This is a genomic window from Lysinibacillus sp. NPDC093210 (assembly GCF_044753985.1).
Lineage (GTDB): Bacteria > Bacillota > Bacilli > Bacillales_A > Planococcaceae > Lysinibacillus.
This window is the reverse complement of the sequence record NZ_JBIVOE010000001.1, coordinates 95449-116619: the sequence shown is the minus strand read 5'-3', so window position 1 is coordinate 116619 and position 21171 is coordinate 95449. Positions and strand designations below refer to the sequence as shown.

17 protein-coding genes and 2 riboswitches are annotated in these 21171 nt (G+C 35.3%); of the genes, 10 read left to right on the top strand and 7 right to left on the bottom strand.

Annotated features, from left to right (window positions below; translation table 11 throughout):
• Window positions 1-297: 297 nt before the first annotated feature.
• Complete coding sequence (locus ACIP9C_RS00540) at window positions 298-729, top strand: hypothetical protein (RefSeq protein ID WP_401007617.1); 432 nt, start codon at window positions 298-300, stop codon at window positions 727-729.
• Window positions 730-843: 114 nt separating this feature from the next.
• Window positions 844-3096 (top strand): YheC/YheD family protein, encoded by a 2253-nt coding sequence (locus ACIP9C_RS00535; protein ID WP_401007615.1) that lies wholly within the window; start codon window positions 844-846, stop codon window positions 3094-3096.
• 192 nt (window positions 3097-3288) lie between these two features.
• On the opposite strand, the gene ACIP9C_RS00530 is transcribed toward ACIP9C_RS00535, so the two are convergent.
• The gene (locus ACIP9C_RS00530) at window positions 3289-4494 is read right to left on the bottom strand and encodes an ATP-grasp domain-containing protein (RefSeq protein WP_401009157.1); all 1206 of its coding nucleotides are present in this window, start codon (window positions 4492-4494) and stop codon (window positions 3289-3291) included.
• A gap of 151 nt (window positions 4495-4645) precedes the next feature.
• Here ACIP9C_RS00530 and ACIP9C_RS00525 point away from each other — a divergent pair, with 151 nt between their 5' ends.
• Together ACIP9C_RS00525 and ACIP9C_RS00520 are read left to right on the top strand one after the other, a co-directional pair.
• On the top strand, window positions 4646-6043 hold the full coding sequence (locus ACIP9C_RS00525) for a Mur ligase family protein (RefSeq protein ID WP_401007614.1): 1398 nt from the start codon (window positions 4646-4648) through the stop codon (window positions 6041-6043).
• A gap of 213 nt (window positions 6044-6256) precedes the next feature.
• Complete coding sequence (locus ACIP9C_RS00520; RefSeq protein WP_401007611.1) at window positions 6257-7642, top strand: UDP-N-acetylmuramoyl-tripeptide--D-alanyl-D-alanine ligase; 1386 nt, start codon at window positions 6257-6259, stop codon at window positions 7640-7642.
• A 224-nt stretch (window positions 7643-7866) separates the two neighbouring features.
• Here ACIP9C_RS00520 and ACIP9C_RS00515 read toward each other — a convergent pair whose 3' ends face one another.
• Entirely contained in the window at window positions 7867-8799 is a 933-nt protein-coding gene (locus ACIP9C_RS00515; protein WP_401007609.1) for a C40 family peptidase, read from the bottom strand.
• A 521-nt stretch (window positions 8800-9320) separates the two neighbouring features.
• Here ACIP9C_RS00515 and ACIP9C_RS00510 point away from each other — a divergent pair.
• Window positions 9321-11015, top strand: a complete 1695-nt coding sequence (locus ACIP9C_RS00510; protein ID WP_401007608.1) for a methyl-accepting chemotaxis protein — start codon at window positions 9321-9323, stop codon at window positions 11013-11015.
• A gap of 39 nt (window positions 11016-11054) precedes the next feature.
• On the opposite strand, the gene ACIP9C_RS00505 is transcribed toward ACIP9C_RS00510, so the two are convergent.
• Window positions 11055-11417 (bottom strand): VOC family protein, encoded by a 363-nt coding sequence (locus tag ACIP9C_RS00505; protein ID WP_401007606.1) that lies wholly within the window; start codon window positions 11415-11417, stop codon window positions 11055-11057.
• A 202-nt stretch (window positions 11418-11619) separates the two neighbouring features.
• Window positions 11620-11798, top strand: a riboswitch (cobalamin riboswitch).
• Window positions 11799-11983: 185 nt separating this feature from the next.
• On the opposite strand from ACIP9C_RS00505, the gene metE reads away from it, so the two are divergent.
• The 4 genes from metE (at window position 11984) to ACIP9C_RS00485 (ending at window position 17760) form a co-directional block, all read left to right on the top strand.
• Window positions 11984-14278 (top strand): 5-methyltetrahydropteroyltriglutamate--homocysteine S-methyltransferase, encoded by a 2295-nt coding sequence (gene metE / locus ACIP9C_RS00500; RefSeq protein WP_401007604.1) that lies wholly within the window; start codon window positions 11984-11986, stop codon window positions 14276-14278.
• Window positions 14279-14757: 479 nt separating this feature from the next.
• Window positions 14758-14907, top strand: a complete 150-nt coding sequence (locus ACIP9C_RS00495) for a hypothetical protein (RefSeq protein WP_401007602.1) — start codon at window positions 14758-14760, stop codon at window positions 14905-14907.
• Window positions 14908-15522: 615 nt separating this feature from the next.
• Window positions 15523-16449 (top strand): alpha/beta hydrolase fold domain-containing protein, encoded by a 927-nt coding sequence (locus ACIP9C_RS00490; protein WP_401007600.1) that lies wholly within the window; start codon window positions 15523-15525, stop codon window positions 16447-16449.
• A gap of 417 nt (window positions 16450-16866) precedes the next feature.
• Window positions 16867-17760: an SDR family oxidoreductase gene (locus ACIP9C_RS00485; protein ID WP_401007598.1), complete on the top strand. Its 894-nt coding sequence runs from the start codon at window positions 16867-16869 to the stop codon at window positions 17758-17760.
• A 380-nt stretch (window positions 17761-18140) separates the two neighbouring features.
• Here the strand turns inward: ACIP9C_RS00485 and ACIP9C_RS00480 are convergent, their stop codons facing one another.
• The 4 genes from ACIP9C_RS00480 to ACIP9C_RS00465 form a co-directional block, all read right to left on the bottom strand.
• Window positions 18141-18560, bottom strand: a complete 420-nt coding sequence (locus tag ACIP9C_RS00480; RefSeq protein WP_401007595.1) for a hypothetical protein — start codon at window positions 18558-18560, stop codon at window positions 18141-18143.
• Window positions 18561-18744: 184 nt separating this feature from the next.
• Window positions 18745-19293 carry a DUF7010 family protein gene (locus tag ACIP9C_RS00475; RefSeq protein WP_401007593.1) on the bottom strand — a complete coding sequence of 183 codons (549 nt, stop codon included), beginning with the start codon at window positions 19291-19293 and terminating at the stop codon, window positions 18745-18747.
• An 11-nt stretch (window positions 19294-19304) separates the two neighbouring features.
• Window positions 19305-19721, bottom strand: a complete 417-nt coding sequence (locus ACIP9C_RS00470) for a hypothetical protein (RefSeq protein ID WP_401007591.1) — start codon at window positions 19719-19721, stop codon at window positions 19305-19307.
• A complete protein-coding gene (locus ACIP9C_RS00465; RefSeq protein ID WP_401007589.1) occupies window positions 19718-20158 on the bottom strand; it encodes a LytTR family DNA-binding domain-containing protein in 441 nt (146 codons plus the stop codon). Before ACIP9C_RS00465 ends, ACIP9C_RS00470 begins: the two co-directional genes overlap by 4 nt.
• A gap of 386 nt (window positions 20159-20544) precedes the next feature.
• Window positions 20545-20737, top strand: a riboswitch (cobalamin riboswitch).
• Window positions 20738-20951: 214 nt separating this feature from the next.
• Here ACIP9C_RS00465 and ACIP9C_RS00460 point away from each other — a divergent pair.
• Window positions 20952-21134: a hypothetical protein gene (locus tag ACIP9C_RS00460; RefSeq protein WP_401007587.1), complete on the top strand. Its 183-nt coding sequence runs from the start codon at window positions 20952-20954 to the stop codon at window positions 21132-21134.
• Window positions 21135-21171: the final 37 nt, after the last annotated feature.

The window sequence follows — 21171 nt, the reverse complement described above, 5'->3', positions numbered from 1 at the left end:
TTCGCGGAAAACCCGTAGCGAACCGCGGAAATAAAGCATCGCGGAAAACCCGCACTGAACTGCGGCATTAATGCAATACTTCGTGGAAATTTCATCTCAATAGTGTGAAGGATGCTAGGTAAACTCCTAGCATTCTTTTTTTTATGTAAAATGCCGTTATTTTTTAGTGTCACCTTATAAATTATGTCGTCATATTTCGATAACGTACATATTATAACGAGAAAGGACAAATAAAATTTTTGCTACTGTTCGAGTAATGATACATTGCGAAAATGGAATAGGAAGGGGCTGGGGAAATTGGGTGTTGAAAAAGGAAGAAACCACTTTGTAAGTGAAGCGCTATTCGATATAAAAGCACTTCAGGATATAATCACAGATTTTCATTCGAAATATTATGGTCAGCTTCTTGTGAAAATAGTTGGTAGTGATACCATTCCCTTTTTTTTAATAACGCACAATGGAGCACATTTACGATTAATAGATACTGTCAAACAATTTGAAACAGAGTATTTCCGTATAGAAGAAATTGATAAGGAGCGTTGCCGAGGAACCATTTCACTGTTACGTGGTTATGATTATGAAGGCAATGAAACGAACTCAATTGCTGATGTTGTAAGACTAGAAAGAACAACTACAGAAAAGTCTATTGAATTAGGAAGTATTTCAGCTATACAGCTATTAAATCCTGATTTATTAAAAAAGAAATTCATCATTGAGCCTAAGTGGTAAGAAACGTTCAATGGTAAAACTACTAAAATAATTGAAAAACTAGAGCATCTGTCCATATGCAAGCTGCGTAATCTGAATTTAATAGAAAGAATCTATAGAAAGGAAGATTAACGCATGACAATTATAGGGATGTTGCATCATCGTCTAGATCCTAAAACTGTTCTCAAGTCATATGCATATGCAGCAGTTGCAAAAGCAGAAGGGGTAGATTTTTTTTACTTTACACCTAGAAAGGTAAACTTTGACAACCGTACTATCGATGGGAAGGTATTAGAAGATGGGCAATGGCATGAAAGAGTGATGCCCTTTCCAGATGTCATTTATAATGCTGGAAGTCCAGAAAAATTATCGGTGTCAAAAGATATTATAGAGAGATTGAAAAAGGAAATACCGTTTACTACACATTCCATTGGGAATAAATGGAATGTCATGGAGCGATTAAAAGAAGCCAAAGAATTTGATAAATATATTATTCCTACAGAAATAGTAAAAAACATCGATGTATTTCATAGTTATATTGCCCATCATAAAAAAATAGTATTTAAACCGATTGATGGTCGGAAAGGTAAAGGAATTTATTTCATTATAAAAATAGGGGATACTTTCGAGGTACGGCAAAATAGCGATAACCGTATGTATTCAAAACCCCAGCTAAACGCATTAGTAAATGAACTACTTGCTACGGGAACATTTATTATGCAACCTTATATTCAATCAAAAATGAAATCGGGTCAAGTATATGACTTTCGTCTACATGTGCAAAAAAATGGTGAGGGAAAATGGGTAGTGACGACAGTTTATCCACGAATAGCGCCACATGGCTCGATTATTCCAAATATAAATAACGGAGGATATACAAATTATTTAGATCCATTTTTGGAGCAGGAATTTCAGGAAGAAGCTTATAATATACGACGAATGTTAGAGCATTTTTCATTATCTTTGGCACGCCATTTAGATGATATTCAGATGACGAAGTTTGGAGAAGTCATTGATGAAATTGGGATTGATGTTGGGCTAGATGCGCAACAAAGAATTTGGGTCTATGAAGTAAACTGGCGTCCAGGCTGTCCACCCGCATTTTATTTAGAATTAGATGTCGTGATTCATTCAATTCGCTATGCAAAATACTTAGCAGAAAACCACCAACCTGCAAAAAAAGCGAGGGTTAAACAAAAACCAAAACTCGTAGATTCTAAACCTAAACCAGTAGAGCCAAAGCCTCAGGTTGTAGAGTCAAAGCCTCAGCTGGTAGAGCCAAAGCCAAATTATATAGATGCAAAAACCGATAAACCGATTATTGCAATTACTGGTAGTGCAGGGAAGACAACATCGAAGGCATTTTTAGGGTCTATATTATCAAAAAAATGGAATGTATTCGAATCGAAAGATTATTGGAATACGACGGAGCATACTAAAAAACATGCTGAAGAAATTAATGAATCCCACCAAGCCGTCGTTCTTGAATACGGAATGGCCTATCCAGGGATTATTACGAATCACTGTAGCATTATTCAACCGAATATTAGTATCGTAACGAATATTGGTCTTGCACATGTGGGTAACTTTGATGGTGATGTGAGACTAGTTGCAAAAGCTAAATCGGAATTGATTCAAGGTATGGACCAACAAGGGTTACTTATCTTAAATAAAGATGATGAAAACTCGAAATATTTATTGACTGATCAATTTAAAGGGAAGATACTGACAACTGGAGTGAAGACGGAAGCAGACTATCGAGCTTACGATATTCAATATAAAGAAAATGGCATGTCCTTTAAAATGAAACTCCAAGGGCAGGAAATCCAATTGTTTATTCCAATATTAGGAGAACATCATGTATATAATGCGCTAAATGCAATCGCAGTTGCCGATTATTTAGGGTTTACGCCGCAGGAAATAAAAGCTGGTTTACATTTCAAAAAACCGCCAAGAAGGCTGACTGTCTATAACTGTCGTGATAATATAACGGTTATAGATGACACTGTGCATTCCCATCCTCAAGGTGTAAGGGCTGCTCTTGAAGTACTGACAAATGTCGGCAAGAAGAGGCGGATTGCAATTATTGGTCAGATGCGGGAACTAGGAGATTTAAGAGAAGAAGAATATCGTAAATTGGGTGAATATATTGCTGACCAAAGTATTGATCTATTAATTACTTATGGGTTCAGAACCGAAGAAATTGGTGCAGCAGCAAAAGCTAAAGGGATGAAACAAGAGAACATATATCATTACACGAACAAAGATCATTTGCATGCCTTGCTGGAGGAACTTATTAAGCCTGATGACACGATTCTCGTGAAAGGCGCAAGTAAAACTAATATGTTTGAAACGGTTAAATTTTTAGACAAAACATTTAAAGCATAAATAACATAACCCGAGCAGTTGCCAAATTGATAGGTCAACTACTCGGGTTGTTTATGTTTGTGCTGTATTTGAAATGCTATGTACTAATTGAATGCTGTCCTTGGATGTGTAATTTTAGAGCGGATGTAGCAGGAAGAAGCCACATCCGCAAAATCTACTTAATTTGTAATCCTAACAAGTGTATTGGAACATTTATAAGGCTTTTATTAGAAATTTGATTTCCTTAGCGGCTGTTATGGCATTATTTTTAGCTTGAGCTAACGATTTGCCCTCAGCAATGACGTAGGCATAGCGATGCCCCATAGATAATGGAGGGGTTAAAATTGTTCCTTTTCTAGGTTTTACATAGACATCTACAACACCTGTTGATTTTGAAGCCCTTGTTCTTCCAATTACTCTTTCTAACACACCTTTACTTTCTACAATCACATATTTTGTGAAAATGAACTTATTATGACGTGGGTTTACATTAGGTTGTTCACCTAAAAATAACTTAAGTGTTTCTTCCACATAACTAAATCCGAATGCAGCATGTAGCATGTTATTCATAGCGCCCCCTGAAATTCTAGGATTAATTTCAATGAGCTTCCAACCGTTATCTGTTAAACGAAGTTCTAAATGCAATGTTCCATTTTCAATATCAAATACATCAACGATAGAATGGAGCACCTCTTCAATTCCTTTTTGAATATGGGGAGGTACTTCTGCAAGTACACCATAGCCTGTAATAATAAATCGCTTTCCTTGTGTAATCTCTTGTTCAATAATGCCAATCGTATGAACTTGGCTCTTATAAACCAGAGCTTCAACTAGATATTGAGGGCCATCAATATATTCTTCAATCATGATAGTTTCCCCAGGATTTTTGTTTTGGAGAAATGTGAGATGTGTATCGAGTTGGTCTTTATTTGTTGCAAACAGTACGTCTTTAGAGCCTGTTGATTTAGGTGATTTAATGATTAGTGGGAATACCATATTATTTGTAAATGATTCGTGTGGTTTTTTTAGAACAAACTTAGGGGAATAAGGTTGATCCTTTAAGATATTCCTTGTTTTTTCTTTATCCTCCATCATTTCAATAGCAGATGATGACGTATAGTTTTGACAAAATTCATCACATAAAATAGAGGCAATATGAACAAATGGGTCTACAAAACTAACAATTGATTTTATCTCTAATCCGGTATCAAACAAATTGTGAATTTCTTCTATCATATCTTCTATATTGGAGGTGTCGATAAGAACCATTTTATGAATGTCTGGATAGGCTTTTCTCTGTTGTAATTGTTTTGTATTGTTTGTGAAGAGTACCGTAAAGTAACCCAACTTTTCTGCTGCTTTTATCGCTTCACGACTAGATCCAGATTTGTTTGTACCTATAAATATAATTGCCTTCAGTATAATCACTCCTTCAGTTGGCACTTGGATTATTAATATACATTTTATATATATGCTGTGAAATAGTTTTCTTCTAGTTATGTATCATGTTTACATCCAAGCAACTTTTGTGTCCATTCATATAATAGAAATGAAAGGAGTGTGAATTGATATGAAGCCTCTATCGGTGAAGAATTTAACAGCGATTACTGCAGGTAAATTGTTGCAAGGGTCGGATGAGGTGCTGATCCAGTATGGCGCATATCGACTAAAACAAGTTAAAAAACCGTATACTGCACTTTTTACAAACAAACGCATTATCAACTGGAAAAGTCTAGCGTCGCTTTCCCCACTAGTACTTGTAACAGATCGTTTGTATAGTCAGCATGAAATACCTCAAAACATAATCATCATTCAAGTAGAGAATGCAGATGAGGCATACTGGAAGTTTGTACATTATTATCGTAGTCAATTTGAAATCCCTGTTATTGCAATTACCGGTACCTCTGGGAAAACTACAACGAAGGAGATGATTAAGCATATTCTTTCTGCCGAAAAAGAAGTTGCTGCAACTACTTTAAGTAGTAATTCTAGAACAGCTTCATTGCAATATTTACTTAGCATCGATGATGAAACAGAAGTTGCTGTTTTTGAAACAGCGGTTGGATCACCTGGAGATGTAAGGAATGCAGGGAAGTATTTCAAGCCGACTATCGGCATTATTACCAATATTGGAGCACACCATTTAAACTATTGTAAAACGTTAGATGGTTATATACAGGCAAAAGGTGAAATGGTTGAAATTGTGAATCCAGCAGGGTCATTAATTCTCAATGCGGAAGATGCTAATATTAAAAAAATCGATTTGTCGAAATTCAAGGGAGATATTATTAAAATCGGGCAGCATGCATCATGTGATTTTAAAGCAAGTCATATTCAATATGTTGAAAACGGCATGCAGTTTACAATGCATCACAATATGAAAAAATATGACGTTTTTGTCCCTGGATTTGGAGAGCATCAAGTATATAATGCATTAGCCGCGATTGCTGCTATTAATGAATTAAATGTACCGATTGCTTTAGCAATTAAACAATTAGCGTCATTCAAGAAAATGAAAAAGCAGCTACAACTTTTTGAAGGCATTAATAATTCACTGTTAATAGACGATACTTGGAGTTTAACAACGACTTCATTAGAAGCAGCTTTAAAGGTCTTAAATTCAATAGGAGAGGGCAGGAAAAAAATAGCCGTTATTGGAACGATCACCGATTTAGGGTCGTGGGGTTATGTCATCCATGAGCAAGCAGGAGAGTTAATCAATCGCATTGGTGTAGATGTACTAATCACAATAGGAGAGCATGCCCGAATTATGGCTGATCAGGCAGTGAAACTAGGGTTTAGAAACCCTGTGTATACTTTTAAAAATAGTATACTCGTCTATAATTTATTACATGAAATAGTAGATGAAAATACAATCGTTCTGATAAAAGGAGATATGTATAGTAAACAAATTTCCAATTTGGCAGCAGATTTAAAAATAAAAAAATCATTTAGAGATACAAAGTAATGATGGATGCAATGACAACAGGATAAATACTGTGTCACATGAGGTCATTAAATAATATTGTATAGTAATCTACTAGAAAGGAGCGCTCTGAATAAAACATAAAATATTCCAACAAATAATAGTCGTTGCTAGAAATAGGGAAGGATACGCTCCTTTACCCAAACTTCTAGCTATCATTTTTCATACTATAATGAGAGGGGGGACGGAGTTAACGTGCAAAATATAAGTGTAACTGTGATTAAAAAGTTACTACAAGGGGTTTTAGTAAGCGGTTCTGAGCAATGGTTTGTCAAACATGCTATTTATTATAACCGCCATGATTTGACACAGAAAAATACACTAATGTTCATCAATAAAAGTGAATCTATTAATTGGAAGGAAATCGATCATAAGGGGCCATCCCTCGTCATTTCAGATAAACCTTTAAGTGAACTTAAAAACGCACTCGATAATACAACCGTTATTCAAGTAAAAAGTACTTTGCAGGCATACTGGAAGTTTATTGAATACTATAGAGGCCTTTTTGAAATACCAGTTGTCGCATTAACCGGAACATGTGGGAAAACAACAACAAAAGAAATGATAAAGCATATTGCAAGTAAAGATTGGAATGTGCAGGCATCAGTTAGTAGCAAAAATGAGCCTCGCCAATCTTTACCCTATTTAACGGGCATCGATAAAACAACGAAAGCAGCTGTATTTGAGCTAGGTCTAGGGAATACAGGTAACATTAAACATCAATGTATGATCTACAAACCGACAATTGGAATTATTACAAATATTGGTGTGCATCATTTAGATGGCTGTAAAAATCTTGAGGGCTATATAAAAGCAAAATCTGAAATTTTAGAAGGGTTGTCAGAGGATGGCACGTTAATCATCAATGTTGATGATGAAAACACAAAAAAAGTACCCTTGCATAAGTTTAAAGGGAAAATTATCACTATTGGCGTTCAGCAACATGCAGATTACAAAGCGTCTAACATTGAATTTACGAACAACGGCATGAAATTTATCCTGCAAGTATCTAATGAAAAGTATACTATCTTTGTACCTGGTTACGGAGAACATCAAGTGTATAATGCGCTAGCGGCTATCGCAGCTATAAAGGAAATGGGAGTGTCTATCCAAACTGCAATCTCGCGTTTAAAAACATTTAAACCGATGGCAAGGCACCTGGAATTTTCAACTGGTATCGGTGAAAGTACCATTATAGATGATACATGGACGAATAATCCAACATCGGTTGAAGCTGCTTTAAAGGTTTTAGATACGATAGGAAAAGATAAAAAAATAATCCTTATATTAGGTGATATAAAGCGATTGGGTCTTTTCGAAGAAAAGTATCATCGTGAGATTGGTTCTATGGTGGCACAGAGAGATATTCAAATGCTTATTACGATTGGAAAAAGAGCTGAAGATATAGCAGCTCAAGCAAAAAAAGATGGAACAACTGCGGAGGTTCATATATTTAAAGATGTCACAGGTATACTAGAAATACTTAAACCAAAACTTGATAAAGATACAATTGTATTAATAAAGGGTCCTATGTCTAGTAGATCCATGATTGAATTCGCTAATCAATTAAAGGAAAAATAGCCTTTTGTAAGGCAATCCTTGGAACACTCATCAGGAGCTACCTTTATGCGAAAGAATCCTGTATGTGCATAGATAAAATCCACTTTACGATAATGTAAGGTTCCGCTGATTATATCAAAAACATAGCATACGAAGCGTGGTAATGACACTGCTTGTATGCTATGTTTTATTCATTTTATAGCGTTAAGATAACACGTCATGCTGTCAAATAGCAGCTGATTTACTTAAAATACACGTTTTGCTGTTAAATAATGCTCTTTATAGTAATCAACAAAGAGTACTCTAGTAGTAACACCACTTGAAGTTGGAATGATGATACGCTGATCTCCAGCATAGATACCTACAAGGGAAGGGTTTTTTGACCCTTTCACACTATTAAAGAACACTAAGTCGCCCTTTTTTAAATTGGCACGTGATACCGTAGTTCCTTTAGCCATTTGTTCTTTTAAGGTTGTTGTGCCAAGTTTTACACCGCTCTTACGATAGACATATTCTACGAAACCAGGGGCTGTAAAATGTAAGCTTTGCTCTTTATTTAATGAGCTTATTGTTACTTTATTTTTATAAGTTAATGCATTTTCAACAACTGTATCGCCTTTCGTTGCAGGGTTAGCTGATAGTAATGTAGGCAATACTCTTCGTGCAGAAACGTAGTTATCAGTATAATAAGGCTTACTACTCATATCCGAAATGACAATATTTTGCTTGGAATCAGCCATATGAATAATTTTGTTATTTCCAATGTACATGCCTACATGATCGGGATCTGTGCCCGTTTTTTTACTTTTAAAGAATACTAAGTCGCCTTTTTGCAATTGGCTTTTAGGAACAAATGTCCCTTGCTGGATCATATAATTTTCATTATAAGTCCCAATATCTACTCCATTCTGTTCAAAAATATACATAATAAATGAAGCACAAGAAAACTTGTAAGGATATGTAGACTTGTAAACTGAATTACTATATGTAGCCTTACCAATTAAACTTTTTCCTGTTTGAATAAGTTGCTCAGCCTTCGCTGCGACAGCTTTGTCATTATGTTGTGCATTTGTCGTTGCAGCCTCAACTTTGATTGGTTCAATGGATGCTTGAACGATTCCGAATGAGCTAAATCCAATCGATAATGCTAGTGTAGTTTTTAAGAATTGTTTTTTCATGCTGTTTTTACCTCCTGTAAGCGAGCAGTAAATTCATATCTGTTTGCTTGCTGTTGCAATAATCGTAGCATGAAAAAGTAAGGGTTCTGCGAGGTAAATGTTTCCACAGGGAGCATCGCTTTATGTAAAAACCTTGATGTATAAGGCTTTATCGCTTGAATTTACAGTTTCATTACAAATGTTTCAGTTTGATAAATAGTGCATACAAAAACCCTAGCAACTATGCATTGTTACATATAGAAACAATGCTAGGCAATGTGCTAATAGAGAAATCAAAATAAGGGTAAGGAATGATATAAAAATAACTTTATTAGTCAAAGAGTACTTATAAAAGCACGTATTATAGGAATTTTTTTGTTGATCATTAAGTGTGAAATACATAGTTCGAGTTATGGGTATTAAAGGTAATATATGTTATATTTAGGTAGAAATAGATTGAAGCATTGCCCGCAAATATTGGCGAAATTAGTTGTTCAATAGTAGTAATTTATATAATTTCACGAACGAAAGGGGAAAATGGTATGTTGCAAAAACTGAGGTTCAAAACAATTAGAGCTAAAATTTTAAGTGCATTTTTCATTTTTGTATTTTTCATCGCCTGTTTTAACACCTATAGCTTTTTCGCCAATAAACGTGTTATTGCTGCTGGAGAAGAAATTGTTAATAAAGAATTACAGTTGTTAACAGCAAGTGAAAAGTTATCATCGACAATTAGTGTTCGAACAACTGCTGCTAAAAGCTACGTCCTAACAGGAAATCAAAAATATAAACAGGAATTTGATGATTATATAAAAATTGCAGAAGAAAATAATACAATATTAAATGAATTGTCGACAGATAAAAGCTTAACGGAAACAGTTGAAAAAGCAAGAAAATGGAGAAGCTTTGTACAAACGAAAGTATTTGATGAATATGATAAAGGAAATATAGAATTGGCTGTTCAAAACCTTAATTCTGTTGATCGTCTCGAAGTGGAAATTAGAGAAGGATACGAGGACCTTGCAAGTGCAAGAGAAGCATCTATTAATAAGCTTGGGCAGGAAATGATCGCTCAATCGAAGCAAACAATGAATGTCGGTTTAATGATAGGAGTACTCACAACTGTAGTTGCGATTGTAATCGCTTACATATCGGCGTTTATGATTGCTAATCCGATAAAAGCAGTAATTGAAAAAATATCGCAAATGGCAGACGGAGATATTAGTCAGCCCTCTTTGCCTGGAAGAATGAAGGATGAAATCGGCTTACTCGTGCAATCGACAAATACATTGAATAGTAAGCTTCATGAAATTATTGGTTCTATAAATGTTGTTTCAGGCAATGTTGCTGCCAACAGTGAACAACTTGCACAATCTTCTTTAGAAGTGAAAACGGGTGCAGAACAAATTGCATTAACAATGCTTGAACTAGCGGGTGGCTCTGAATCACAAGCACAAAATGCAGGGGATTTAGCGCAGATGATTGACACATTTAAAATAAATGTCCAGCAAGCCAATGAACAAGGCATAGATTTACAAGGCTATTCGAGTGAAGTGTTGCAACTTACTGCAAGTGGCCAACATTTAATGAATGACTCAACACAGCAAATGTTTACTATTGATAAAATTGTCCAAGAGGCTGTTGCAAAAGTAGAAGGCTTAAATAGGCAATCACAGGAAATATCTAAATTAGTTTCTGTCATTGATGATATTGCCAATCAAACCAACTTATTAGCATTGAATGCTGCAATCGAAGCAGCACGTGCAGGGGAGCAAGGCAAAGGTTTTGCTGTTGTGGCCGATGAAGTGCGCAAGCTTGCAGAACAAGTATCATATTCAGTGACGGATATTTCATCTATAGTAGCACGCATTCAAAACGAAACAGTTGGGGTAACAGCTTCACTTCAAACGGGCTATGAAGAAGTGAAAAGGGGCACAGAGCAAATTACGAATACTAATACTACCTTTGAACAAATTGCCTCTGCTGTAAATAGTATGGGTAGTAGTATTCAAGGGATAACAGAAAACTTGCAGGGCATTTCAACAACAACTGTGCAAATCAATCGTTCTATCGATGAAATTGCAGCTATATCAGAGCAGTCTGCCGCTGGTGTAGAGCAAACGACTGCAACAATTGATCAAACAGTTGCAACAATGGATGAAATCTCTAAGAATACAGATTATTTAGCATCGATGGCAGAGAATTTAAACAAAGAGGTTCAGCACTTTAAACTGTAAATAAAAAAGCAGCCATCGATGGCTGCTTTTTTTAAAAATTTAAATGGGCTGAATAATTTCTACTCGATTACCAAAAGGGTCTCTAAATTCAAAGCGCTCAAAATTAGGAATTGGAACAGAATCAAGGATTTCGATATGATGCTCTGTTAATATTTTTTTCCAATATGCTACATCCTCTACTTGATAGGCAATATGCGCTTTCGTTGTTAGTCGATCAAAGCCGTCTTCTGTGCCAACATGTACTTCTTGATGACCAACTCGTAACCAAAATCCACCACGCCCTTTAAGGGATTCTGGTTTCTCTATTTCTTTGAGCCCTAACACATGGCAATAAAACGCTTTCCCTTGCTTCTCGGTACCTTTTGGAATTGTTAATTGTACGTGATGTAATCCGACAATCATAGTAATCCTCCTCATTATTTCTTGTTATAACTATATATTTCTACAAATTCCTTGAAATACCTTTTGATAGATTGTTTAATTATTATGTCGGCAATCAGTACAATTTAGAATGATTAAAAGAATTATGTACCGAAATAATATACATATCTTCACAAAAGTTATACTTTTCAGAAAAATGTATGTTATAGTAAGAAACATAATTGAATATTGTGTAAGAGTTGGTGCCAAATGAAAGTTTGGCTTAAAAGGGAAGTCGGTGTAAATCCGACGCTGTCCCGCAACTGTAAATCGGAGCAAATCACATATGCCACTGGGGAACTGGGAAGGCTGTGAGGCGTGTTGATGAGAAGCCAGGAGACCTGCCAATGTCTAGTACACACCAAATAACCTACGTGGAAATAGGTGGTGAGATGTGACCGAATCGGCACTGTGCGACTAACGAATATATACGATAATTAATATATTATCGTATCGCCTCGTCATAGCTAATTTAGATATACAATAACTACCATTTTCCTGAAAAGGAAAATGGTTTTTTTTATTTTAAATCAGAGGAGAGAAGTAATATGACGTATACAACGACTGTAATTGGCTACCCATACATAGGGGATGACCGTGAATGGAAAAAGGCATTAGAGGCATTTTGGAGAAATGAACTTACAGAAGAAGATTTCTTACAAAAAATGAAAGAAATTCGTCTTGCACGCATCGACAAGCAGCTTCGTAGCGGTATAGATATTGTCACTGTTGGGGATTTCACACTGTATGACAGAATGCTTGATACAGCGATGATGTTTGGCTTAGTGCCAAAGCGCTTCGGCTGGCAGGGTGGAAAGGTAGATTTACAAACGTATTACGCGGTAGCGCGTGGAAATAAAGAAGCTGTTGCTAGTGAAATGACAAAATGGTTTAATACAAATTATCATTACATTGTACCTGAATATGAAGGACAAGTTCTGCAACTAACAGACAATAAAATACTTGCAGATTTCCTTGAGATTAAAGAAGTATATGGCATTACTGCGAAGCCAACGCTAATCGGGCCATATACATTTTGCAAGCTAACAAAAGGTTACGATAAAGTATCACAAGTTGCGTTTATTTTAGCAATACTACCACTGTATGCGCAGGTTATCCAAGAACTCGTATCAGCCGGTGCTGACTGGGTTCAATTAGAGGAGCCTGCATTAGTCACATCATTAGATGAGGCAGAGGTCAAACTTGTGCAAGAAATATATACACAATTAGCAGCCGCTATACCAGAGGCTAATATTATGTTACAAACCTATTTTGAATCGTTATCCGCTTATAACACACTAATTGAACTCCCTGTACAAGGATTTGGCTTGGATTTTGTTCATGGCTATACGAAAAATATGGAGGCGCTACGTCAATTCGGCTTTCCACATGATAAAGTATTGGCAGTAGGTATTGTTAATGGGCGAGATATTTGGAGGGCAAATTTAGCAGAGGTAAGTACAACAGTTAGGGCAATTGAACAGCTGACTAGTGCACAGGAGCTGTGGGTTCAATCGTCATGTAGCTTACAGCATGTGCCGATTTCGACCGCACTTGAAACAAAATTAGAGCCTGTCTTAAAAAATGCGCTTGCATTTGCTGATGAAAAATTAGCAGAAATATCAGAGGTGGCTAAATATTTAAAAGAAAAAAATCATACGTCAAACCATACTATCTCTGAGAGCATGAAAGCAATTGAAGCATTAAAAAAACATCCCGTACGAAATAATCAGGCAGTTCAACAAGAAGTACAAACGGTGTCGACAGAGGATTTTGAACGTCAAAATGATTTTAATGCGCGTCAGATTATTCAACAACAGTCACTGCAGCTACCATTATTCCCAACGACTACGATTGGTAGTTTCCCTCAATCTGATGAAGTGAAGCGCACACGTAACGCATGGCGTAAAAAACAGCTTGCAGATGAAGCATATGCTGACTTTGTCGCACAAGAAACGAAACGGTGGATTGCGATACAAGAAGATTTAGATATTGATGTACTAGTGCATGGTGAATTCGAGCGTACGGATATGGTGGAATACTTTGGTGAAAAACTATCAGGCTTCGCATTTACAGAAAAAGCTTGGGTCGTTTCGTACGGCTCTCGTTGTGTGAAACCACCGATTATTTACGGTGATGTTGCATGGGAAGCACCGATGACAGTGAAAGAAACTGCCTATGCACAAAGTTTAACAAATCGATATGTGAAAGGAATGTTAACAGGTCCAGTTACGATTTTAAACTGGTCATTTGTACGTGACGATATCGCAAGAAAAGATGTAACCTATCAAATTGCACTTGCACTAAGGAAAGAGGTTGAGGCACTAGAAGCGGCTGGCATTGCTATTATTCAAGTCGATGAACCTGCATTACGTGAAGGCTTGCCTCTACGTAAAGAAAATTGGGGCGCATATTTGGATTGGACAGTGAATGCTTTTAAGCTCGCTACGGCTAGTGTAAAGGATGAAACACAAATTCATACACATATGTGTTACTGTGAGTTCAATGATTTTATTGAACCAATTAGTGCATTGGATGCTGACGTTATTTCTATAGAGACGTCACGCAGTCATGGAGAGCTAATTGCATCACTGCTAATAAACCCATATGAAAAAGGGATTGGATTAGGTGTTTACGATATTCATAGTCCTCGGGTGCCGAGCGAAAAAGAGATGTTAAGTATCATGCAGGATAGCCTACAAGTATTATCGACAAATCAATTTTGGATCAACCCAGATTGTGGTCTAAAAACGAGAAAAGAACCTGAAACAGTTGCAGCGCTCGCTCATATGGTTGCTGCTGCCAAAACATTACGACAACAAGTACAGCAATCAACATATTGATTATCTAGAATAAGAGAAAACGCTCTTTTCATTACAAGCGTAAGCTAAAAAATAACATCCCCTGAGAGGCGAAAATTCTTAGGGGATTTTGTCTGTATTTAGGACAAGATAGTCTTGTTACATGTTTATATCAAAAACTAAAATAGTTGTTTTATTTAAAACAATGAATTTAATGTGAAATATTTAATGAAAAGTATTATGAAACCTAGTATTTCGGAATTAAAAAAATAATAATATTTTGGAAATTGATTAAGGTGAAATTAAAATTTTTGATAATTATTTTTGATATTTTCGCTAAAATCAAGTAAAAAAATGTTATTTTATTTTTTCTGAATTTATTAGTATTATGATTGAAAATAAAATATTTCTTTATATATGCAAGGTTATCGGTACTTAATAAGGTTTATGTCAGTAAAATAAGGTATAGTATATTTGTTGAATAGATTCTTCTTTAAGGATTAGAAAAGTAGGTGAACAAAGTGGGGAAATATCAATTGGATACTAAAGGTAAGGTAGCTGTGACAAAGTATCATGAAAAAAACAAACCTGCCAAATTTGATAAAAAGCAGCAAATTGAAAAAATACGTGCGGAGTATTTGAAAAAGAAGCAAGAACAAACAGAAAAATAATAGAAATGAAAACATAGGGAGACTTAATTTATTATAGGTTATATATACTAAATGGCACTTAAAGCCTTTATGGAAAAGGGTTTAAGTTTAGTCTATATACTAAAACTTTTAGTAGGGGTATCGTCAAAAAATGCGGTCTTACAACATTAAGAAATATGCATAACCGTCGATAGTGCAACAATGTTTCAAGTACAAATAAAGCAATGCTATGACTGACATTTGAAGAATGTGCATAAAAACATGTATAATTAATGTTCCCAAGGAAAGCCACGAAACGTTGATGGTACAACATTCGTGGCTTTTCATATGCGTCAAAATTTTCATTGGGAACGTTATTTTTTATAGGTATTTCTGTAGATTTTAAATAAAGATTAATCAAATGTAATAAAGTCTGATAATTTGTAATAAAGTCCAATAATTAGAAAAAAAGGTGTGATACAATTGCTTTGACTAGATGGGCAATGACATTTCAACTAATAGGCCGTTTAATTGAATACCATCTACACAAGACCTTCGATCCAACAAAGACTTCAGCTAAAGAAATACATGGTTATCTCAAATCATTTCGATGAAATAGGATGAACACAATAAAAAGTTTAAAGGAGAGAAATTAAAATGAGTGTAGAAATTTATAATGGAGAACGTTCTGAAGAAAGTATTCAATTTGAAAAATGGATCACTTCCCAAGGTAATAAAAAGAGTTTTGCTAGTATTGAAAACACCAAAAGCTTCCTTAAGCAAAGGGGAACTGAAAATACTAAGCCCTATGTTATTGGGGAAGATGTTAAATTTTTAAGTGATATTCAGGAGTTGACTTTCGAGGGCATGCAAGTCTTCACAATAAATGACCAAAAGTCGTCGAAACAAAAAGTTATTCTTTATATACATGGTGGTGCTTGGACGAGTCAACCTTTAGATTTACACTGGTTGTTTATGGATAATATGGCGCAATCTTTAGATGCGAAAATTATTGCTCCTATTTATCCTAAAGTCCCTTATTTTAACTATAAGGATACCTATCCGAAAATCCTAAACCTATATAAAGAAATTCTTGGAACTGTTGAAAGTATCAATCAATTGACTATCATGGGAGATTCGGCTGGCGGAAATATCTCACTTGGTCTGGCCCATCTTTTAAAGATGGAAGATCTGCCTCAACCGAAAGATATTATTTTATTATCTGCATGTGTTGATATGAGTTTGAGCAATCCTCTTATACCTGAATATGATGAAAAGGATCCTCTGTTAGCTCGTGAAGGAATGGAAGAAATTACAAAGATATGGGCAGCTGATAAAAGTGTAACTGACCCATTGATTAGTCCAATTTATGGTGACTTTAAAGGACTTGGGAAGATTACTCATTTTATTGGAACACACGAAGCTTTATATCCAGATGCTATGAAACTTGATGAAAAACTAACAGAACAAGGAATTGAAATCAATACCTTTGTTTATCCTCAAATGATTCATGTGTTTGTTGTTATGCCAATCCCTGAAGCAAAAGATGCTCAACAGAAAATTATTAATATAATTAATAACTAAGTGCTTTCTTTTAAGTCATGGAACAGTTGTTTTATATTTAAATGGAGACAGGTTAGCAAGCTATAGGTAGAAATCACAAACTTGATATTCAACAACGAGCGCGATTACAAAGATCAGCGCTCGTTTTCATTAAAGGGTCATAAAGTCGAATAAGTTCTTAAAAAAACATTGGATATTTATGATTAATTGTATAGTAATGGAGATATTTATAGAGTTTGGGAATAGCGTGAATCACAAGTAGCTCTTATTAATAGGTGAGTTAGATGTAGGTAATAGGTCTGAAGCTGTTTAAAGTAAATAATCATAGGGTATTCATAAACATGTAACAGGATATAGATAGTGCAAGCTCGAAAAAGCCTTGCGATACTTTTTTATCTTTACGATTTAATAATTAATCAAAATAGGAGATGATTTTTGATGGGAAACCCACATCTAACCGATCCACGTAAGAAATTTCATACGGAAAAATTCCCTGATCAAGAACAGGACACTCCAGCACTACAGAATGAAATGAGCCCCAAACCTGACTGTGGAGAAGAATCATATAAAGGATACAATCGCCTGGAAGGGCGCAATGCCTTGATTACCGGAGGCGATTCCGGGATTGGCCGTGCCGTCGCCATTGCTTATGCACGCGAAGGAGCAAATGTGGCCATCCAATTCTTCCCTGGTGAAGAGGAAGATGCCAACGAGGTCAAAGAATTAATTGAAAAAGCCGGCAGAAAAGCATTACTGTTACCGTATGACTTGCGGAAAGATTGCACAGCGACAGAGATTGTTACAAAAACAGTGGAAGCTTTTGGCGGATTGGACCTGCTAGTATTGAATGCTGCGCAACAAATCGCCCAGCCATCCTTAAGTGACTTAACAATCAAACAAGTGCATGACACTTTCAAAGTAAACGTCATTAGCATGTTTGAGACCGTAAAAGCTGCCGAAAAACACCTGGAACCAGGAAGTGCGATTATCACCACTACATCGGTTCAATCTTTCGATCCGTCCTCATCCTTAATGGATTATGCCGCTACAAAAGGTGCGATAAGCAACTTTATGGTATCCCTGTCTTCGTACTTTGCTTCTAAGGGAGTACGTGTCAATGGTGTCGCGCCAGGCCCGATTTGGACGCCATTGCAGTTGGATAATGGAAAGTTGGAAGGTGAAATTCCTGTTTTTGGCCAAAATACGCCTCTCGGCCGTGCGGGACAGCCAGTAGAGCTTGCGCCGGTGTATGTTCTTCTGGCCTCCGATGAAGGAAGTTATATCACTGGTCAGATTTATGGGGTGACTGGTGGCAAGCCGTTAGACTTGTAATCTTAAGTATGTGACAAAAAAACTCCCTCGAAATCAGTGATGTTCCTCTAATTTTCCTTTAATACGGCACGGGAACACATAAAACGTAATAAATAGTATGCTTCCTACAGTTGATGTTTTGTGTTTTAACTTTTGAAGGCAACTAGATGCTTCTTCTTTAATAATAGTCTTCAACTATTGTGCGCTGTAGTTTAATAATTAACGGTAGAAGAATGATAAGAAAAAGGACTCGATTCCATTAAATAGGAATCGAGCCTTTATATTTAAACCCATAGGTGCCACATACACTCCACACATAGAGAGACTGGCGCGTAGTTAAAAATCCATATACGAATCTCAGCCTCTTTGCTATTTTCATTTAAAACTTTAAATGGTTAGTTTTATTTATTTAATTCTTTATATAAAACGTATTTTAAAGCAGAAATTTCATCTTCAGACAGTTTACCTTCAATTTCGGATAATACTTCATCCTTATTAATTGAACCGTTTTGCGCTTGTTCCTGAATTTCAAGTAAACGATTAACGCCCACTTTTTTTATTAACACGCGTGTCGCTTCTTCCTTAGTTTGAAAGGGAAGAGTATCCGGATTTGTCGTTGCTGCCTCGCTTACAATTTCTTGAACCTTCGAATCGTTCTCGATATAAGATTTAACTTCTTCTAGATTTTTGTCATCTAAAGTAGATTCTACTTTTTCAATTATTTTTTCGGAAGCGATATTTGTCCCAAAATGCCATACAGCATAGCCAGCTGCTCCGAGTAAAACAAGAATTATTGCGGTAATTGTTAAAAACTTTTTCATCAACTCACTCCTAACACTTTGAATATAGCACAACTTCTAAAAAACCACGAAAAAAAGATGTTTTTTATAATTGGTTTAATTACAATTATTTGTGAATCCAGAGCAGATAAGAATTCACCTAATAGATAAATTACATAATTATTTATTGTAGGTATATTTCGAATTAAAAGCTAGTCTAATTTTTTTAGACTAGCTTTTTAATTTCCTTATGCAGCTTGAAAAATAAGAAGAGCACTCCGATTTCTACAATGAGCGGGACAAAAATCATATTCAAATGAAAGAAAAGTATACTTATTAAAATAGCTAGACAAATAAAAATTGAACTATATCGATAATTTTTTGATTGATAAAAGAATGAATATGGTAACAAATGAGCACCGTAAATAATTGCATAAACAGGTAACACCCACATCGGTGCTTTCATTAATAGAAGAATACAAATAATTAAATATAAAATTTGATTGTTTGTTGCTATCAAAAGTCCATTAATTAAAGGGTTTTCTTTATAAAATAAATCAACTTTTAATATTTTTGCACAAACAATTGAAACAGGAAATAGCAAGGCACCGCAAGATAAAATGCCAATGTTTTTGATCATTAAATCTAAAGGCAGCAATGTGATTGTTGTAATAACGCCCCAAATAAATAGGGAGGCCATGATAAAAGGAAGACCCTTCTTTTGTTTCTGTGCAATATCATTTAATAGTTCTTGTAAGCTAGTGTCGAGGTTCATTTTCCGTCTCCTTAATTTTCTAGCGAGCTATTTAAACTATCCGCTATTTTTTTGTTTTCATATTTTGAGAAAAAATAAAATCCGATAATATGACCAATTAACGTTATTGCTAAAATGAGCAACAAATAAGGTTTGATAAATCCAACTACTTCCGCCGAAAATAGATATACACTTCCTACGCCACTGAAAAAATTTAAAAGAGTACTAATTGTAATTTTTGAGGTTACTTTTAATGTAGAATAGTTCCACAAGTAAGGATACGCAATACCAAAAACAATACCCATTAACACGCTAATACCAATTAAATTCCACATATAAAGGAAGTTGACCAATTCTTCATGAAGATTAAAAATTGTCATTAATAAGACAATCAAAATTAACCCCAAAAATGAAGTGGACAAAAAGCTGTTTTTTAAGTCTTTTATCATATCAATTTCTCCTTAATAGATTTTGCATAATGTCTGCTGACAATATATTTATGTTGTTGTTTTGTAATAACTTCCAATCTTGCATGACTTCCAGAAGCAAACGAGTGTATTTGATTCAAATTTAAAATCATCGAATTGTTGATTCTAACCAATCTGAATGATTCCAAGTAAGCTAATTCTTTTAAAATTTTATTTAGCAATAGCTCTGTACCATCTACTAAAAAGATTTTAGTAAAATGACCAGATGCTTCAATTGCTTCGATATTATTGAGGTCAATCATAACCTGGCGATTTGTCTTGAAATCTGTTGCGCTTAATTTAATAGGTTGTGAAAAATGCTGTTCAAATGTCAAAAGTAATTCTTTATTCGATGGATTACTAATAATGTCAATTTCAGAAGTTGATTGTTTGTTTTTCCAAATATAGTTGAATTTCATATGTTCTCCTTCCTGTTTTTATCGTAGCAACACTTCTCCGTACTTACGATAATTTTTCGTTTTGTTGCAAAAAAAATAGATTTTGTTACAAATTGATTCAGTCAATGAAAGGTAGCGTCTTCCCATCTTCAAAAAACGTGAAAAATGATGTACCTGAAATTCAAGGTGCTCAAGCTGAATTAGCAAGCAAGCATTCTGGATACAACCTAATGAAGCGTTAACATTTAAAGATAGGATGACATCACTCTCTTTTTTTTTGAAAAAAGGAAATGTGAATATATTTCATTTAAATGGATTTATTGGAAAAATAGCGCCATTACTTTAAATATTAGTAATCTATTAGGATAGTGTCAATGTACACAAATCTTTATGGTATAATAATAAAAACGGAATAATAAGATAGAGGTACAAATCGGAATACCGATTTGTTTAAAAGGGAAGATCGGTGAAATTCCGACGCTGTCCCGCAACTGTAAATGGGAGTACATTTCAGAAAAACCACTGTTACGCTAGTGTAATGGGAAGGTGAAAAGTGTGATGAACATAAGCCAGGAGACCTGCCTTTATCTAGTACAACCAAAAAACCTACGAGGATAGGGGGTGTTGAGTGTGACTAGAGAATTTCTTCTGCATGCTCATAGTACGACGATCGTCAAGAGGGTAGCTTCTATGCGTAATAGCAAGCTTTTTCCGTCATGGCAATCGACGTATTATGTCGTGTATTTGTCATAGTAGGCATCTTTCTAAAGAGGGAAAGATGTTTTTTTATGCTAAAAATGAAGGAGTGTACCACATGAATCCACAAGTTATCGAGTATTATGAAAATCTTTTTAAATATGAAATTATGCAAAAACAGTTTGATGGAGCAAGAAAAACGTTAGTAGAGCTTGTCGAATATTTTTTTGGGCAAGACGAAGCGCACCATTCAGACATATATACAGCTTATTGCAATGTAAGAAAAGAATTAATCGGATAAAATAACAGATGGCTACTTAACGCAACCTGATTTCTGG

Bases quoted from the DNA above. Each gene is read 5' to 3' on its own strand.
- ACIP9C_RS00535 (WP_401007615.1), top strand. From the start codon at position 844: ATGACAATTATAGGGATGTTGCATCATCGTCTAGATCCTAAAACTGTT.
- ACIP9C_RS00525 (WP_401007614.1), top strand. From the start codon at position 4,646: ATGAAGCCTCTATCGGTGAAGAATTTAACAGCGATTACTGCAGGTAAA.
- ACIP9C_RS00515 (WP_401007609.1), bottom strand. From the start codon at position 8,799: ATGAAAAAACAATTCTTAAAAACTACACTAGCATTATCGATTGGATTT.
- ACIP9C_RS00510 (WP_401007608.1), top strand. From the start codon at position 9,321: ATGTTGCAAAAACTGAGGTTCAAAACAATTAGAGCTAAAATTTTAAGT.
- ACIP9C_RS00505 (WP_401007606.1), bottom strand. From the start codon at position 11,417: ATGATTGTCGGATTACATCACGTACAATTAACAATTCCAAAAGGTACC.
- metE (WP_401007604.1), top strand. From the start codon at position 11,984: ATGACGTATACAACGACTGTAATTGGCTACCCATACATAGGGGATGAC.
- ACIP9C_RS00490 (WP_401007600.1), top strand. From the start codon at position 15,523: ATGAGTGTAGAAATTTATAATGGAGAACGTTCTGAAGAAAGTATTCAA.
- ACIP9C_RS00485 (WP_401007598.1), top strand. From the start codon at position 16,867: ATGGGAAACCCACATCTAACCGATCCACGTAAGAAATTTCATACGGAA.
- ACIP9C_RS00480 (WP_401007595.1), bottom strand. From the start codon at position 18,560: ATGAAAAAGTTTTTAACAATTACCGCAATAATTCTTGTTTTACTCGGA.
- ACIP9C_RS00475 (WP_401007593.1), bottom strand. From the start codon at position 19,293: ATGAACCTCGACACTAGCTTACAAGAACTATTAAATGATATTGCACAG.
- ACIP9C_RS00470 (WP_401007591.1), bottom strand. From the start codon at position 19,721: ATGATAAAAGACTTAAAAAACAGCTTTTTGTCCACTTCATTTTTGGGG.
- ACIP9C_RS00465 (WP_401007589.1), bottom strand. From the start codon at position 20,158: ATGAAATTCAACTATATTTGGAAAAACAAACAATCAACTTCTGAAATT.
- ACIP9C_RS00460 (WP_401007587.1), top strand. From the start codon at position 20,952: ATGAATCCACAAGTTATCGAGTATTATGAAAATCTTTTTAAATATGAA.